Genomic DNA, 12,655 nt, shown 5'->3' with positions numbered 1-12,655 from the left:
TAAAATGGTTGAAAAATGCTACAATTGCGCGGTTTTGGGAAATCCCATATCGCACTCTCTGTCTCCAGTCCTGCATAATGCTGCATATAAGGCATTGGGCTTAAATAATTGGCATTATGGTAAAGAAAAAGTTAGCGAGGAAGACTTAAAAGATTTTATTGCAAATCTTGACGATTCCTGGAAAGGCTTAAGCCTTACAATGCCACTTAAAAAAACAATTATGAGCCTAGGTGTAGCTTGCGACTATTGGTCTAAAACGCTTGGTGTTGCAAATACTGCTGTGTTTAGTAAAAAGCCATGTTTAGAAAATCCTGAGACGATTGAGCTTTGTAACACAGACGTAAATGGGATTGTTGTGGCATTAATGCACTCTTTAAAATCTCAAATATTAAACGCTAAAAGTGCGGTTATTATTGGCAGCGGAAACACTGCGTCTTCTGCAATGGCAGCTTTAATAGAAATTGCTCAAGGCTCAAAATTGAGCAAAATTAGTGTTGTTGCAAGATTGCAAAGCGATAGTAAAACCGTTAAAGGCGTTAGTAGATTTAACGATTTAGTAGATAAACATAACTCGGATTTTCCAAATAGCAGAAGAATAGAGCCGTCTAACTTGAATCATAAAAACAAACGCGATTACAAGCCTGTTTGCGGTATAGAATTCCCTACTATTGATCCTGAATTTATAAAAATATCGCAAGATATAGAAAAATGTGATAAATCTCACATTCTAGAATCTATTTCTTCATTGGATGCAATTGAAGCAATTGCAAACGCAGATATTGTTATAAGCACTGTTCCAGCTCATGTAGCAGACGGATTAGCGCTAGCTTTGTGTGAATATTGCCAAGAAAAGTCAATAAAACATTTAGGAGCTTTGCTAGACGTTGTATATGATCCTCGACCAAGCCAGATACTTAAAGTTTGGAGAAAATACGGCATTGGTATTGGCGGAGAAGAAATGCTTTTACACCAGGCATTAGATCAAGTAAAACTCATGACTTTTGAATATAGATATGCGAGTGATGATTCGAGTGATGATTCTTGCATAAACAAACACCAATCTGACAAGGCTCCAGATTACGATTACATAAGAAGTTGCATGGAAAAAGCATTGCAGGAGGCGTTATGAGAACTGAAAATAGTGAATTCTCGCAGGTGGCAAGCGATTTTGAAGTAATGCTCATTACTGGTATGAGCGGCGCTGGCAGATCTCATGCAGCAAATGCTTTGGAAGACATGGGCTGGTATGTTATTGATAATCTTCCTCCAAAGCTACTTATTCCTCTTGTAGACATGATGACATCTTCTGGATCTAAAGTTCATAAGCTTGCAGCAGTTATTGACGTAAGATCACGTGGATATTTTGATGATTTATTTGCTGTTTTGGGTCATATAGATGATTTAGGCGTAAAAACTCGAATACTATTTTTAGATGCATCTGATTCTGTGCTTATTAAAAGATATGAGTCAGTGCGCAGACCACATCCTTTGCAGCGCGGAGGAAGACTTATAGATGGTATTTTGGAAGAGCGTGAGCTTTTAGGTCATCTTAAAGATTGCGCGGATATTATTATCGATACTTCAAATCTTAGTATTCATCAGCTTTCCACTAAACTTTATGAAGGGTTGCTTGGAAAAGGATCTTCTACAGTATCTGTTCACATTTTTAGTTTTGGGTTCAAGTACGGAATGCCGATGGATGCCGATTTTGTGGCAGATATGCGATTTTTGCCCAATCCATTTTGGGTTCCAGAGCTTAGAGATTTAACAGGAAAAGATAAAGCAGTTAGCGATTATGTTCTTAAAAATCCAGCGGCAAAAGAATTCTTAGACTCTTACGAAAAAGCTCTTCTTACGGCAATCGATGGTTTTGCAAAAGAAGATAAGCATTATGTAACAATTGCTGTTGGATGCACTGGTGGTCAGCATAGGTCTGTAGCTATTAGCATAGAGCTTGCAAGACGACTAAAATTAAGAGGATTGCAGGTTACAGTATCTGCTAGAGAGATGAGATCTAGAACATGATTTAATTTCTCCTATAGGATTATGTAATATAAAAAGCAGAACTATAAAAGGTAAAATGTCCAAGTCATTGGGTATCACAGAAAGCCGAGCATGTAGGTGTTTTGCACATTGTGCAACGGCATCTTGTATGAATCCCAACGCATACTCTAAGAAGAACAAAATAGGAGGTTTCCCTTGGCTCTTCTTGACGACGTAAAGAACGAACTCGTCGCAAATAATAGTGAGCTACCAGCGGTTGTTATGGCTCAGGCAGCAGCAATGATGCGTTTTGGTGGCGGCTTAAGGCCAGTTAATAATCAGGCTGTGATTCGTGCACAGTTTGATTCTCTAAGCGCAGCGCAATGGCTTGTAGATACGCTTGTGACGTGTTTCCAAAGAGAAGCAACGATTTCTCAAACTACTCGTCAGACTCCTACAGGTGTTGTTACTCGTTACGATGTTCTTGTGGAGCGAGGTGCTGCAGCTTTGGCTCTACAATCAGGTTTGTTGGACCGTCGTATGCATATCGTTGCTGGTCTTGCCCCTGAAATTGTTGGTGGAAGTATTGCGCAGGTTAAAGCTGCGTGGAGAGGTGCTTTCTTAGCTCATGGGGCTATATCCGATCCTGGAAAGGCAAGCTATTTAGAGATTGTTTGCCCAACTCATGAGGCTGCTACGGCGTTGCAAGCAATGGCAGCACGACTTGGAGTTGGTGCAAAGGCGCGCAAAGTTAAAAGCTCTGAGCGTGTTACTTTGAGAGATTCTGACGCTATTGAGCGCATGCTGATTTTGATTGGAGCTCCTCGTTCTGCTCGAGAATGGACTGGTAAGCGTTCTGATGGTGAAGCAAGAGGAAAAGCTAATCGACTGGCAAACTTTGATGATGCTAACATGCGCAGAAGTGCTAAAGCTGCAGCGGAAGCATGTGAGAAAGTTCGTCACGCTTTTGATATTCTTGGAGACGATATACCAGAAAATCTTTTAATGGCGGGAAAGTTGCGATTGCAGCATAGTGATGCAAGTCTAGAAGAACTTGGTCATTTAGCGGATCCTCCGATTACAAAAGATGCTGTTGCTGGTCGTATTCGTAGGCTTTTGCAGCTTTGCGCTAAAGTAGAAAAGTCGCGAATGTAATTGCTTTTTGACTAAGTATTTATTCGTATTAGCCGCATACTTTGAGTATGCGGCATTTTTGTAGTTTTTTATTATCTGATTTTGGGCGTGCTTGTTGCGCACATGCGATATAATTGCTCATGGAATTTATAGACGTTTTAGCTTTGCTTTCGTCTTTTTTCTTGTTAAATTCGCCATCATGATTGGTTGAATCATGTTTTGGAAAGGATACCAATGAAGACACTTAAAGATTTGGGAGATTTGAGCGGCAAGCGCGTACTCGTTCGTGCTGATTTTAATGTTCCTCTCAAGGGCACGACTATCACAGACGATGGTCGCATTAAGGCTGCTTTGCCAACGATTAAAGCTTTGCGTGAGCAGGGTGCCAAGGTTATTTTAATGGCCCATCTTGGACGTCCAAAGGGTCAGGTTGTTCCAGAGCTTTCTTTGGCTCCAGTAGCGGCTCGCTTAGGTGAACTTCTTGGTGTTAATGTTGTTTTGGCTGCAGATACTTATGGTGAAGATGCTCAGGCTAAGGTAGCTGCCATGAATAATGGCGACGTTGTTTTGCTTGAAAACGTTCGTTTCAACGCTGAAGAAACCAGTAAGGATGCGTCCGAACGCGCTGAATATGCTAAGAAGATTGCTGCTCTTGGAGAAGTTTTCGTTTCCGACGGTTTCGGTGTTGTTCACCGCGCTCAGGGTTCAAATTACGATGTTGCTGCCGATCTTCCAGCAGCTGCTGGCTTGCTTGTTGAGAAGGAAGTTAAGGCACTTTCTCGAGCAACCGAAAATCCAGAGCGTCCTTTGACAGTAGTTCTTGGTGGATCTAAGGTTTCCGACAAGCTTGGCGTTATTGAAAACTTGCTTTCTAAGGCTGATCGTCTTGTTATTGGCGGCGGTATGGTGTTCACTTTCTTGAAGGCTTTGGGTCACGAAGTTGGTACTTCTCTGCTTGAAGAGGATCAGCTCGAGAAAGTTAAGGGTTACATTGAAACCGCTAAGAAGAACGGCGTTGAGCTTGTTCTTCCAACCGATATTGTTGTTAACGCTGGCTTCCCAGCAGGAGACACTCCAGTTGCTCCAGAAGTAGTTCCAGCAGATGCTATTCCTGCAGACAAGATGGGCTTGGATATTGGTCCTGATTCTCAGAAGCTTTTCCACGACAAGATTGTTGATTCCAAGACTGTTGTTTGGAATGGACCAATGGGTGTGTTCGAGGTTCCAGAGTTTGCTGCTGGCACTCGCGCTGTAGCACAAGGCTTAGTAGATGCCACAAAGAATGGCACTTTCACTATCGTTGGTGGTGGCGATTCTGCTTCTGCAGTTCGTAATCTTGGATTCCCAGAAGATGGCTTCTCTCACATATCCACTGGTGGTGGCGCTTCACTCGAGTTCTTGGAAGGTAAGACGCTTCCAGGTTTGAGCGTGCTTGAGTAAGTGACTTTAAAATATTGTGCCGACTTCGATTTTATAAATTCTTTTTGTAGATCGGGGTCGGCATAATGTTAATCTTTCGAATAGTTGATTCTTAAGGGTGATTATGGTTGTCAATAGGAAACCGCTAGTTGCAGGCAATTGGAAGATGAATTTTAATCACCTTGAAGCCACTCATTTTATTCAAAAATTCTGGTGGCGTCTATGTGATTCTCACTTCGATTGTAAAAAATGCGATATTGCTCTTATGCCATCGTTTACGTCCTTAAGAAGCGTGCAAGTATTAGTTGAGTCTGATAATCTTCCTATTCTTTATGGCGCGCAAGCAGTTTCCGTTACAGCTCAAGGCGCGTTTACTGGAGATGTTTCTGCAGATATGCTTGCAAGCTTGGGCTGCTCAATGGTGATTGTAGGTCATTCTGAGCGACGCAAGTATCATCCAGAAGATGATGCAAATATTGTTGACCAAGTGCGAGCTGTGCTTGCTGCTGGTATGCAACCTATTCTTTGCGTTGGTGAAAGTTTTGAAGAGCGCAAGCAGGGTATAGAGCTTGATTTTGCAGTTGGACAGGTTCACGACGTTACTCGCGATTTGGATTCTAAGCAGGCAGAGCGTTTGATTATTGCCTACGAACCAGTTTGGGCTATTGGAACTGGAATGGTCGCTACAGCACAGTCTGCTCAAGATGCTGCTAAGGCTATTAGGGATGATCTGCAGGAAACTTTCGGGGATACTGTATCACAGAAAGTTAGAATACTTTATGGCGGCTCTGTAACGTCTTCTAATGCAGCAAGTCTTATTTGTGAGCCAGACGTTGATGGATTTCTTATTGGTGGAGCTTCTTTAGACATTGAGGAATTGGCTACTATTGTTCAATTGTCGTCTTACAAAAATCGAATTTAATACATAGGTCAATGGCTTTTACTATGCTTTACAAAGTACTCTAAAACAGGAGGTTACTTGTGTCCGCTGTGAAAATTGTTTTGCAAGTGTTGCTTGTGCTGACCAGCATTTTGTTGACATTGTTGATTTTGATGCACAAGGGCAAGGGCGGCGGTCTTTCCGATATGTTCGGCGGCGGTTTAACGAAGAACGCTGGTAGCTCTGGTGTTGCAGAAAAGAACTTGAATCGTTGGACTGTTATTATAGCGTTGATTTGGGTGGCTGTTATTGTTGCCTTGAACCTTATGACTAAGTTCTCACTTATCTAAGTATTCTTTTAAGCGCGTAGTCGAAAGATTGCGCGCTTTTTATTTTATAAGCAGAGCAGGTGTACATTTTGCTATGCTTTTTAAGATGTTAGAAGATGTTAGACTAATTAAAATACATTAGGTTATTGTTATGCTTCATTTTTCTCCTTCTCTTGTGGTAGCAGATCTTGATGGCACTATGCTTCATGATGCTAATGCTTTTGAAAGCAGATATTTAAGCCAAGAAACTGTTAGAGCTTCTAAGCGTTTGAGTGAATGTGGAATTCCGCTTGCGATTATTACTGCTCGACCTGTTGGAAGTGCTTTTGATTTTATTCACGATTTGAATGCTCAAGTTTGCGCGTACCTTAATGGTGCTCTTATTGATTTTGACTGTGCTCACAGCAAGATAGGTGAGCTTACTTCGCAAAGAAGCCTTGATACTCTTACGCGTTTTGGATTTGATTCTCAACATGCTTGTAGTGTGTGTTTGCGCTTGCTTAATGAGATTCCTACGCTTCGCATTGGCATTGTTATGAACGATGTTCGTTACACTAATTTTGATGTTCGTATGCTTTGGAACGAGCAGGATTTTGTTATTACCGATTTTTCTGATGTTCCGCGTGGCACAGCAGACAAGATTATTATTGTTCCTCGAGATAATGAGAAGGAAAAACTTCAGAACATTATTCCAGACGATTTTTCCTTGCATATTAGCGAAGATGTTTTGTGGATGCTTACGAATCCTCTTGCAAACAAGGGACATGCTTTGAATGTTATTTGCAATCGCTTAAATGTAAAGCCGAGCCGCACAGTTGTTTTTGGAGACGATATTATAGATATCGACATGTTTTTAGCAGGAGGATATGGGGTAGCAGTGGCGAATAGCAATCCTCGGTTGCTTGCGATTGCAGACGAGGTTTGTGATTCCAACAACAACGACGGCGTTGCCAACTGGCTTAATTCAAATCTTTTACTAGATTGTGAATAACCCACCTTTCGTTACTGGCGAATTTGTGTGACGAATTCTTTCGTATAGAGTCAAACGGAAAGCTTGGTGACATTATCAGTGAAGAGAAGAAATCTACCATTCAAGTCGAAACAGCTAAAGATCTCAATGGATAATACCCATTTTTCATTAGTGGTGATGCTGTACTTTCTTGTGATAAACCACTAGTTAATAATCGGATCTGTTTATTAAATACTGGATGTAATGCAGACGTGAAATTTTATGTCGGTCCTGCTTTGTATTCAACAGATACATGGTGCATTACTGGTACTGATGGATTATCAGATTACTTATTCGCTTTGCTTTATTCTATCAAACAAGAGCTTAACTTAAAGTTCTTCTTGGGAACAGGGCTAAAGCATTTACAAAAACCACTACTCAAAATCGACCCATTTATATTCCAAATGAGATTGAGCTTAAGCTGTTTAATAGCATTACTATGCCTGCTTATACGACTATATCGTCTAATCAACGCGAAAATAGAGCTTTGATAGCTCTACGTGATTGGCTTTTACCTATGCTCATGAACAGGCAAGCGACAATAGAAGATTAGGCAGCTAAATTATCATTTCTCTATCCATTAATTTATTCTCCTTAATCTACAAATTTCAATTAACAAAGCGACTGAACTTATATTTCAATCGCTAAATGTCTTATATGTTAAATTGTTTTAAGTGGGGATTCTTATCCTTGCCATTTTTACATCCTAATTTTGAGTATAAAAAAAGACGATAGAGTTTTAACTGTCTATCGTCTAATACCTTAACTATGATATTTTTAAATCTTTTTTGACCAATATACTTTTAATAATTTAGAAAATATTATTTGTACAAATGCAACTATTATTAACGCTAAAAAGGCTTCATAACTTACATATGCTACAATTAAAGAAACTATTACAATAACCATTGAAAATATAGGTATTATATTTGATCCTGACTTCATCCTTATTAATATCATTCTCTCATCTGTTTCTTTAGTATACATCTTCTCCAATATATCTCTATTTCTATATGCTCTACTAAGCATTGACATGTAGAATACAGATACAAGTTCAAGTCCAATAAAAAATACTGCTACATAATATGTCACACCTTCTTTTAATGGGAATTTATATTTTAAGTAAAAATTTCCAATAATAACTGCGAGTAAGGCAACCATACATAATAAGACTAAAATACTAATTCTAAATCCTATTTCTTTTTTATATTTTTCTAATTTGTTCATATTAATCATCCTCTTCTATACTAAATATTTCTTCAATACTTGTATCAAAAAACTTAGCAATTTTAAAAGCCAACGGCAGTGACGCTATATATTTCCCAGTTTCAATGGAAGTTATGGTCTGCCTTGTAACTCCAACTTCATTTGCCAATTCTTCTTGAGTTATTTTATGCTGTTTTCTTAATTGAGAAATTGCATTTTTCATTTTCCTCCTCCAACAGCAAGCTCACTTTACATATAATGTATAGCTCGCTTTGCTTTTTTTGTCAAGCGTACTTTGCTTTTTTATAATTTCTTAAACTAAAAGACTATAGATTTTATTAACCATGTTCGTATAAAAAATGATGGAACAGAACCACAGTATTATGTAAAAGATAGCCACGCTTCGATTATTCCAAGAGATATTTTCTTTAAAGTTCAAGAAGAAATGGTAAGACGAGCCAACATGTTTAGCGGTGAGGAGAATAAAAAAGGAGAGTTTATTCCAGCAAGTACGCTTTATCCAGCTTATGTGTTTGTGCTAAATGCGGGGATGTTTACAGAAGAATTGCTTGGAACAATCGAGGAGTGCGTTCTGTTGTTTGGCGTTGTTGCACCAGAGTGAAAAACGGTCCTAGTGCTTGCGATGCTCCGACAGTAAAAGAGGAAGAACTGCAGTCTGCTACAGTGAAAGCCATAAACAAGGTGTTTAGTATGCCGGATGAAGTATTGGATACGTTGAATAACAATATTAGAGAAATTATCGCGGGCAATAATTTAAGCGAGATTGAGACGGTTGATAAAAAAATCGCGGACAAACAAGCGATACTACTAACCTTGCTTAAAGCTAAAAAAGACTACACGAAAATAGCTGATGAGATTGATGAGCTTAAAGGTAAGAAACAGCAGCTTCTTATAGAAAAAGCAGGTCAAGAAGATGCTAAAAGACGAATCAGAGAAATGGAAGATTTTCTGAAAAATGAGCGTCACGATATTAGTGAATATGACGAGAAGCTGGTAAGAAAGTACATCAAGAAAATAAAAGTTTACGAGGACAAGTTCAGCGTAATTTTTAAATCAGAGATTAGTGTTGATGTTGAAAGGGCATCGTAAAAGTCAAAAAAATGTGAGCATTTGAAATGTTACAAAAGTCAGCCTAGGGGGAATCATCTCTAGGCTGTTTTTTGTTTTTATGCTCAAAAACCAAGCTATCAAGCCAATCTTAAACTTTTTAACGATAGCCTTTCCTATCGTTAAAAAGTGCACCCACTATCAATAGTGTGCACTCAAAAAAGTGTAGCTATACTACCCGTTCTCTCAATCCAACTGGCGACAATGAGTTTAATGTAACCTACAGTGTAGACCAGCTCATTACAGAGGGAGAAAATACAAAGACCGTCCACTCTGCTTATATAGTGAGTGTCTATGTAGATGGTTCTGGAAATATGGTACTGGTTAAGAATCCGACCATTACCAACATACCTAAGAAATCAAGTTATAAACCAAAAGCCATTGAAAGTGAGGGGACGGTTGATTCCATTACAACCAATGAAATCAATGAGTTTTTAACGACGTTCTTCAAGCTCTATCCTACAGCGACAGCCAGTGAACTTTCCTACTATGTGAATGACGGGATATTAAAACCAATCGGAAAAGAGTACATCTTTCAAGAACTGGTAAATCCTATTCACAATCGTAAGGATAATCAAGTCACGGTATCGCTGACAGTGGAGTATATCGACCAGCAGACCAAAGCAACGCAGGTATCTCAATTTGATTTGGTACTTGAAAAGAACGGGAGTAATTGGAAGATTATAGAATAACAAATATTGGTACATTATTGCAGCTATTTTGTAATCACGTACTCTCTTTGATAAAAAATTGGAGATTCCTTTACAAATATGCTCTTACGTGCTATTATTTAAGTATCTATTTAAAAGGAGTTAATAAATATGCGGCAAGGTATTCTTAAATAAACTGTCAATTTGATAGTGGGAACAAATAATTGGATGTCCTTTTTTAGGAGGGCTTAGTTTTTTGTACCCAGTTTAAGAATACCTTTATCATGTGATTCTAAAGTATCCAGAGAATATCTGTATGCTTTGTATACCTATGGTTATGCATAAAAATCCCAGTGATAAAAGTATTTATCACTGGGATTTTTATGCCCTTTTGGGTTTTTGAATGGAGGAAAATCACATGAAAATTATTAATATTGGAGTTTTAGCTCATGTTGATGCAGGAAAAACTACCTTAACAGAAAGCTTATTATATAACAGTGGAGCGATTACAGAATTAGGAAGCGTGGACAAAGGTACAACGAGGACGGATAATACGCTTTTAGAACGTCAGAGAGGAATTACAATTCAGACAGGAATAACCTCTTTTCAGTGGGAAAATACGAAGGTGAACATCATAGACACGCCAGGACATATGGATTTCTTAGCAGAAGTATATCGTTCATTATCAGTTTTAGATGGGGCAATTCTACTGATTTCTGCAAAAGATGGCGTACAAGCACAAACTCGTATATTATTTCATGCACTTAGGAAAATGGGGATTCCCACAATCTTTTTTATCAATAAGATTGACCAAAATGGAATTGATTTATCAACGGTTTATCAGGATATTAAAGAGAAACTTTCTGCCGAAATTGTAATCAAACAGAAGGTAGAACTGTATCCTAATATGTGTGTGACGAACTTTACCGAATCTGAACAATGGGATACGGTAATAGAGGGAAACGATGACCTTTTAGAGAAATATATGTCCGGTAAATCATTAGAAGCATTGGAACTCGAACAAGAGGAAAGCATAAGATTTCAGAATTGTTCTCTGTTCCCTCTTTATCATGGAAGTGCAAAAAGTAATATAGGGATTGATAACCTTATAGAAGTGATTACGAATAAATTTTATTCATCAACACATCGAGGTCCGTCTGAACTTTGCGGAAATGTTTTCAAAATTGAATATACAAAAAAAGACAACGTCTTGCATATATACGCCTTTATAGTGGAGTACTACATTTACGAGATTCGGTTAGAGTATCAGAAAAAGAAAAAATAAAAGTTACAGAAATGTATACTTCAATAAATGGTGAATTATGTAAGATTGATAGAGCTTATTCTGGAGAAATTGTTATTTTGCAAAATGAGTTTTTGAAGTTAAATAGTGTTCTTGGAGATACAAAACTATTGCCACAGAGAAAAAAGATTGAAAATCCGCACCCTCTACTACAAACAACTGTTGAACCGAGTAAACCTGAACAGAGAGAAATGTTGCTTGATGCCCTTTTGGAAATCTCAGATAGTGATCCGCTTCTACGATATTACGTGGATTCTACGACACATGAAATTATACTTTCTTTCTTAGGGAAAGTACAAATGGAAGTGATTAGTGCACTGTTGCAAGAAAAGTATCATGTGGAGATAGAACTAAAAGAGCCTACAGTCATTTATATGGAGAGACCGTTAAAAAATGCAGAATATACCATTCACATCGAAGTGCCGCCAAATCCTTTCTGGGCTTCCATTGGTTTATCTGTATCACCGCTTCCGTTGGGAAGTGGAATGCAGTATGAGAGCTCGGTTTCTCTTGGATACTTAAATCAATCATTTCAAAATGCAGTTATGGAAGGGATACGCTATGGTTGCGAACAAGGATTATATGGTTGGAATGTGACGGACTGTAAAATCTGTTTTAAGTATGGCTTATACTATAGCCCTGTTAGTACCCCAGCAGATTTTCGGATGCTTGCTCCTATTGTATTGGAACAAGTCTTAAAAAAAGCTGGAACAGAATTGTTAGAGCCATATCTTAGTTTTAAAATTTATGCGCCACAGGAATATCTTTCACGAGCATACAACGATGCTCCTAAATATTGTGCGAACATCGTAGACACTCAATTGAAAAATAATGAGGTCATTCTTAGTGGAGAAATCCCTGCTCGGTGTATTCAAGAATATCGTAGTGATTTAACTTTCTTTACAAATGGACGTAGTGTTTGTTTAACAGAGTTAAAAGGGTACCATGTTACTACCGGTGAACCTGTTTGCCAGCCCCGTCGTCCAAATAGTCGGATAGATAAAGTACGATATATGTTCAATAAAATAACTTAGTGTATTTTATGTTGTTATATAAATATGGTTTCTTGTTAAATAAGATGAAATATTTTTTAATAAAGATTTGAATTAAAGTGTAAAGGAGGAGATAGTTATTATAAACTACAAGTGGATATTGTGTCCTGTATGTGGAAATAAAACACGATTAAAGATAAGGGAAGATACTGAATTAAAAAAATTCCCCCTCTATTGTCCGAAATGCAGACAAGAAAATTTAATTGAAATAAAGCAGTTCAAAGTAACTGTGATTACAGAGCCAGACGCAAAGACGCAGAGCCGATAAAATGAGATTAATACAATCTCATTTTATCGGCTCTTTCCGTTATGTATGGATTCTTTTAATTAGTCTTCGATGTTTCTTGCTTCGTTGATACCGCTGGCTAAAGATTCCATTAAGGATAGTTCTTTGTCTGTAAAGCTATCCATGTATTTCTCTATCTGTAATCGTCGGGTGCTTTTTACCAAGTTATTAGCAGGTAAGAAAAATTCGGCAGTGTCAAGAATTTTGTGTAAACTCCACTAGTTGTCAATCAAGCTATCAATCCAATAATATTTGCTTTTCTACGAAAAGCAAATA

The 12,655-nt window shown here is 38.2% G+C and carries 15 protein-coding genes and 1 pseudogene; 13 read left to right on the top strand and 3 right to left on the bottom strand.

Annotation, left to right across the window (positions count from 1 at the left end; all coding sequences use genetic code 11):
* Nucleotides 1-4: 4 nt before the first annotated feature.
* From ACJV45_RS03485 to ACJV45_RS03455, 7 genes are all read left to right on the top strand, one after another.
* Complete coding sequence (locus tag ACJV45_RS03485; RefSeq protein ID WP_419397658.1) at nucleotides 5-1,129, top strand: shikimate dehydrogenase; 1,125 nt, start codon at nucleotides 5-7, stop codon at nucleotides 1,127-1,129.
* On the top strand, nucleotides 1,126-2,025 hold the full coding sequence (rapZ, locus tag ACJV45_RS03480) for an RNase adapter RapZ (RefSeq protein ID WP_004122445.1): 900 nt from the start codon (nucleotides 1,126-1,128) through the stop codon (nucleotides 2,023-2,025). The genes ACJV45_RS03485 and rapZ overlap by 4 nt, the downstream gene beginning before the upstream one ends.
* Before the next feature lie 174 nt (nucleotides 2,026-2,199).
* Nucleotides 2,200-3,138 carry a DNA-binding protein WhiA gene (whiA, locus tag ACJV45_RS03475; protein WP_004117190.1) on the top strand — a complete coding sequence of 313 codons (939 nt, stop codon included), beginning with the start codon at nucleotides 2,200-2,202 and terminating at the stop codon, nucleotides 3,136-3,138.
* Nucleotides 3,139-3,351: 213 nt separating this feature from the next.
* A complete protein-coding gene (locus ACJV45_RS03470; RefSeq protein ID WP_004123485.1) occupies nucleotides 3,352-4,557 on the top strand; it encodes a phosphoglycerate kinase in 1,206 nt (401 codons plus the stop codon).
* Between the two features lie 103 nt (nucleotides 4,558-4,660).
* Nucleotides 4,661-5,458, top strand: a complete 798-nt coding sequence (gene tpiA / locus ACJV45_RS03465; RefSeq protein WP_004111753.1) for a triose-phosphate isomerase — start codon at nucleotides 4,661-4,663, stop codon at nucleotides 5,456-5,458.
* A 59-nt stretch (nucleotides 5,459-5,517) separates the two neighbouring features.
* Nucleotides 5,518-5,766 (top strand): preprotein translocase subunit SecG, encoded by a 249-nt coding sequence (gene secG / locus ACJV45_RS03460; RefSeq protein WP_004115170.1) that lies wholly within the window; start codon nucleotides 5,518-5,520, stop codon nucleotides 5,764-5,766.
* A 130-nt stretch (nucleotides 5,767-5,896) separates the two neighbouring features.
* On the top strand, nucleotides 5,897-6,736 hold the full coding sequence (locus ACJV45_RS03455) for an HAD family hydrolase (RefSeq protein ID WP_419397657.1): 840 nt from the start codon (nucleotides 5,897-5,899) through the stop codon (nucleotides 6,734-6,736).
* Between the two features lie 795 nt (nucleotides 6,737-7,531).
* Here ACJV45_RS03455 and ACJV45_RS03450 read toward each other — a convergent pair.
* The gene (locus ACJV45_RS03450; protein WP_419397656.1) at nucleotides 7,532-7,981 is read right to left on the bottom strand and encodes a hypothetical protein; all 450 of its coding nucleotides are present in this window, start codon (nucleotides 7,979-7,981) and stop codon (nucleotides 7,532-7,534) included.
* 1 nt (nucleotide 7,982) lies between these two features.
* The gene (locus ACJV45_RS03445; RefSeq protein ID WP_004128511.1) at nucleotides 7,983-8,183 is read right to left on the bottom strand and encodes a helix-turn-helix transcriptional regulator; all 201 of its coding nucleotides are present in this window, start codon (nucleotides 8,181-8,183) and stop codon (nucleotides 7,983-7,985) included.
* A 240-nt stretch (nucleotides 8,184-8,423) separates the two neighbouring features.
* Here ACJV45_RS03445 and ACJV45_RS03440 point away from each other — a divergent pair, with 240 nt between their 5' ends.
* The 6 genes and pseudogenes from ACJV45_RS03440 (at nucleotide 8,424) to ACJV45_RS03415 (ending at nucleotide 12,361) form a co-directional block, all read left to right on the top strand.
* Entirely contained in the window at nucleotides 8,424-8,582 is a 159-nt protein-coding gene (locus ACJV45_RS03440; RefSeq protein WP_419397655.1) for a hypothetical protein, read from the top strand.
* On the top strand, nucleotides 8,525-9,070 hold the full coding sequence (locus ACJV45_RS03435) for a recombinase zinc ribbon domain-containing protein (protein WP_419397691.1): 546 nt from the start codon (nucleotides 8,525-8,527) through the stop codon (nucleotides 9,068-9,070). The genes ACJV45_RS03440 and ACJV45_RS03435 overlap by 58 nt, the downstream gene beginning before the upstream one ends.
* A gap of 167 nt (nucleotides 9,071-9,237) precedes the next feature.
* Complete coding sequence (locus tag ACJV45_RS03430; RefSeq protein ID WP_472850112.1) at nucleotides 9,238-9,780, top strand: conjugal transfer protein; 543 nt, start codon at nucleotides 9,238-9,240, stop codon at nucleotides 9,778-9,780.
* A 274-nt stretch (nucleotides 9,781-10,054) separates the two neighbouring features.
* A complete protein-coding gene (locus tag ACJV45_RS03425) occupies nucleotides 10,055-10,141 on the top strand; it encodes a tetracycline resistance determinant leader peptide (RefSeq protein ID WP_011058339.1) in 87 nt (28 codons plus the stop codon).
* 15 nt (nucleotides 10,142-10,156) lie between these two features.
* A pseudogene (gene tet(M) / locus ACJV45_RS03420) lies at nucleotides 10,157-12,075 on the top strand (tetracycline resistance ribosomal protection protein Tet(M)).
* A 118-nt stretch (nucleotides 12,076-12,193) separates the two neighbouring features.
* Nucleotides 12,194-12,361 carry a cysteine-rich KTR domain-containing protein gene (locus ACJV45_RS03415; RefSeq protein ID WP_000336323.1) on the top strand — a complete coding sequence of 56 codons (168 nt, stop codon included), beginning with the start codon at nucleotides 12,194-12,196 and terminating at the stop codon, nucleotides 12,359-12,361.
* 59 nt (nucleotides 12,362-12,420) lie between these two features.
* Here the strand turns inward: ACJV45_RS03415 and ACJV45_RS03410 are convergent, their stop codons facing one another.
* Entirely contained in the window at nucleotides 12,421-12,543 is a 123-nt protein-coding gene (locus ACJV45_RS03410) for a hypothetical protein (RefSeq protein WP_427876568.1), read from the bottom strand.
* Nucleotides 12,544-12,655: the final 112 nt, after the last annotated feature.

Origin of the sequence: Gardnerella lacydonensis (genome assembly GCF_048545055.1) — a bacterium.
GTDB classification, from domain to species: domain Bacteria; phylum Actinomycetota; class Actinomycetes; order Actinomycetales; family Bifidobacteriaceae; genus Bifidobacterium; species Bifidobacterium vaginale_C.
The sequence above is the reverse complement of the archived record's forward strand: the minus strand, read 5'-3'. Positions and strand labels throughout refer to the sequence as shown.

Excerpts from the sequence above, each read along its gene's own strand:
- ACJV45_RS03425 (WP_011058339.1), top strand. The coding sequence starts at position 10,055 with ATGCTTTGTATACCTATGGTTATGCATAAAAATCCCAGTGATAAAAGT.
- rapZ (WP_004122445.1), top strand. The coding sequence starts at position 1,126 with ATGAGAACTGAAAATAGTGAATTCTCGCAGGTGGCAAGCGATTTTGAA.
- ACJV45_RS03470 (WP_004123485.1), top strand. The coding sequence starts at position 3,352 with ATGAAGACACTTAAAGATTTGGGAGATTTGAGCGGCAAGCGCGTACTC.
- tpiA (WP_004111753.1), top strand. The coding sequence starts at position 4,661 with ATGGTTGTCAATAGGAAACCGCTAGTTGCAGGCAATTGGAAGATGAAT.
- ACJV45_RS03485 (WP_419397658.1), top strand. The coding sequence starts at position 5 with ATGGTTGAAAAATGCTACAATTGCGCGGTTTTGGGAAATCCCATATCG.
- ACJV45_RS03440 (WP_419397655.1), top strand. The coding sequence starts at position 8,424 with ATGTTTAGCGGTGAGGAGAATAAAAAAGGAGAGTTTATTCCAGCAAGT.
- ACJV45_RS03450 (WP_419397656.1), bottom strand. The coding sequence starts at position 7,981 with ATGAACAAATTAGAAAAATATAAAAAAGAAATAGGATTTAGAATTAGT.
- ACJV45_RS03455 (WP_419397657.1), top strand. The coding sequence starts at position 5,897 with ATGCTTCATTTTTCTCCTTCTCTTGTGGTAGCAGATCTTGATGGCACT.
- ACJV45_RS03445 (WP_004128511.1), bottom strand. The coding sequence starts at position 8,183 with ATGAAAAATGCAATTTCTCAATTAAGAAAACAGCATAAAATAACTCAA.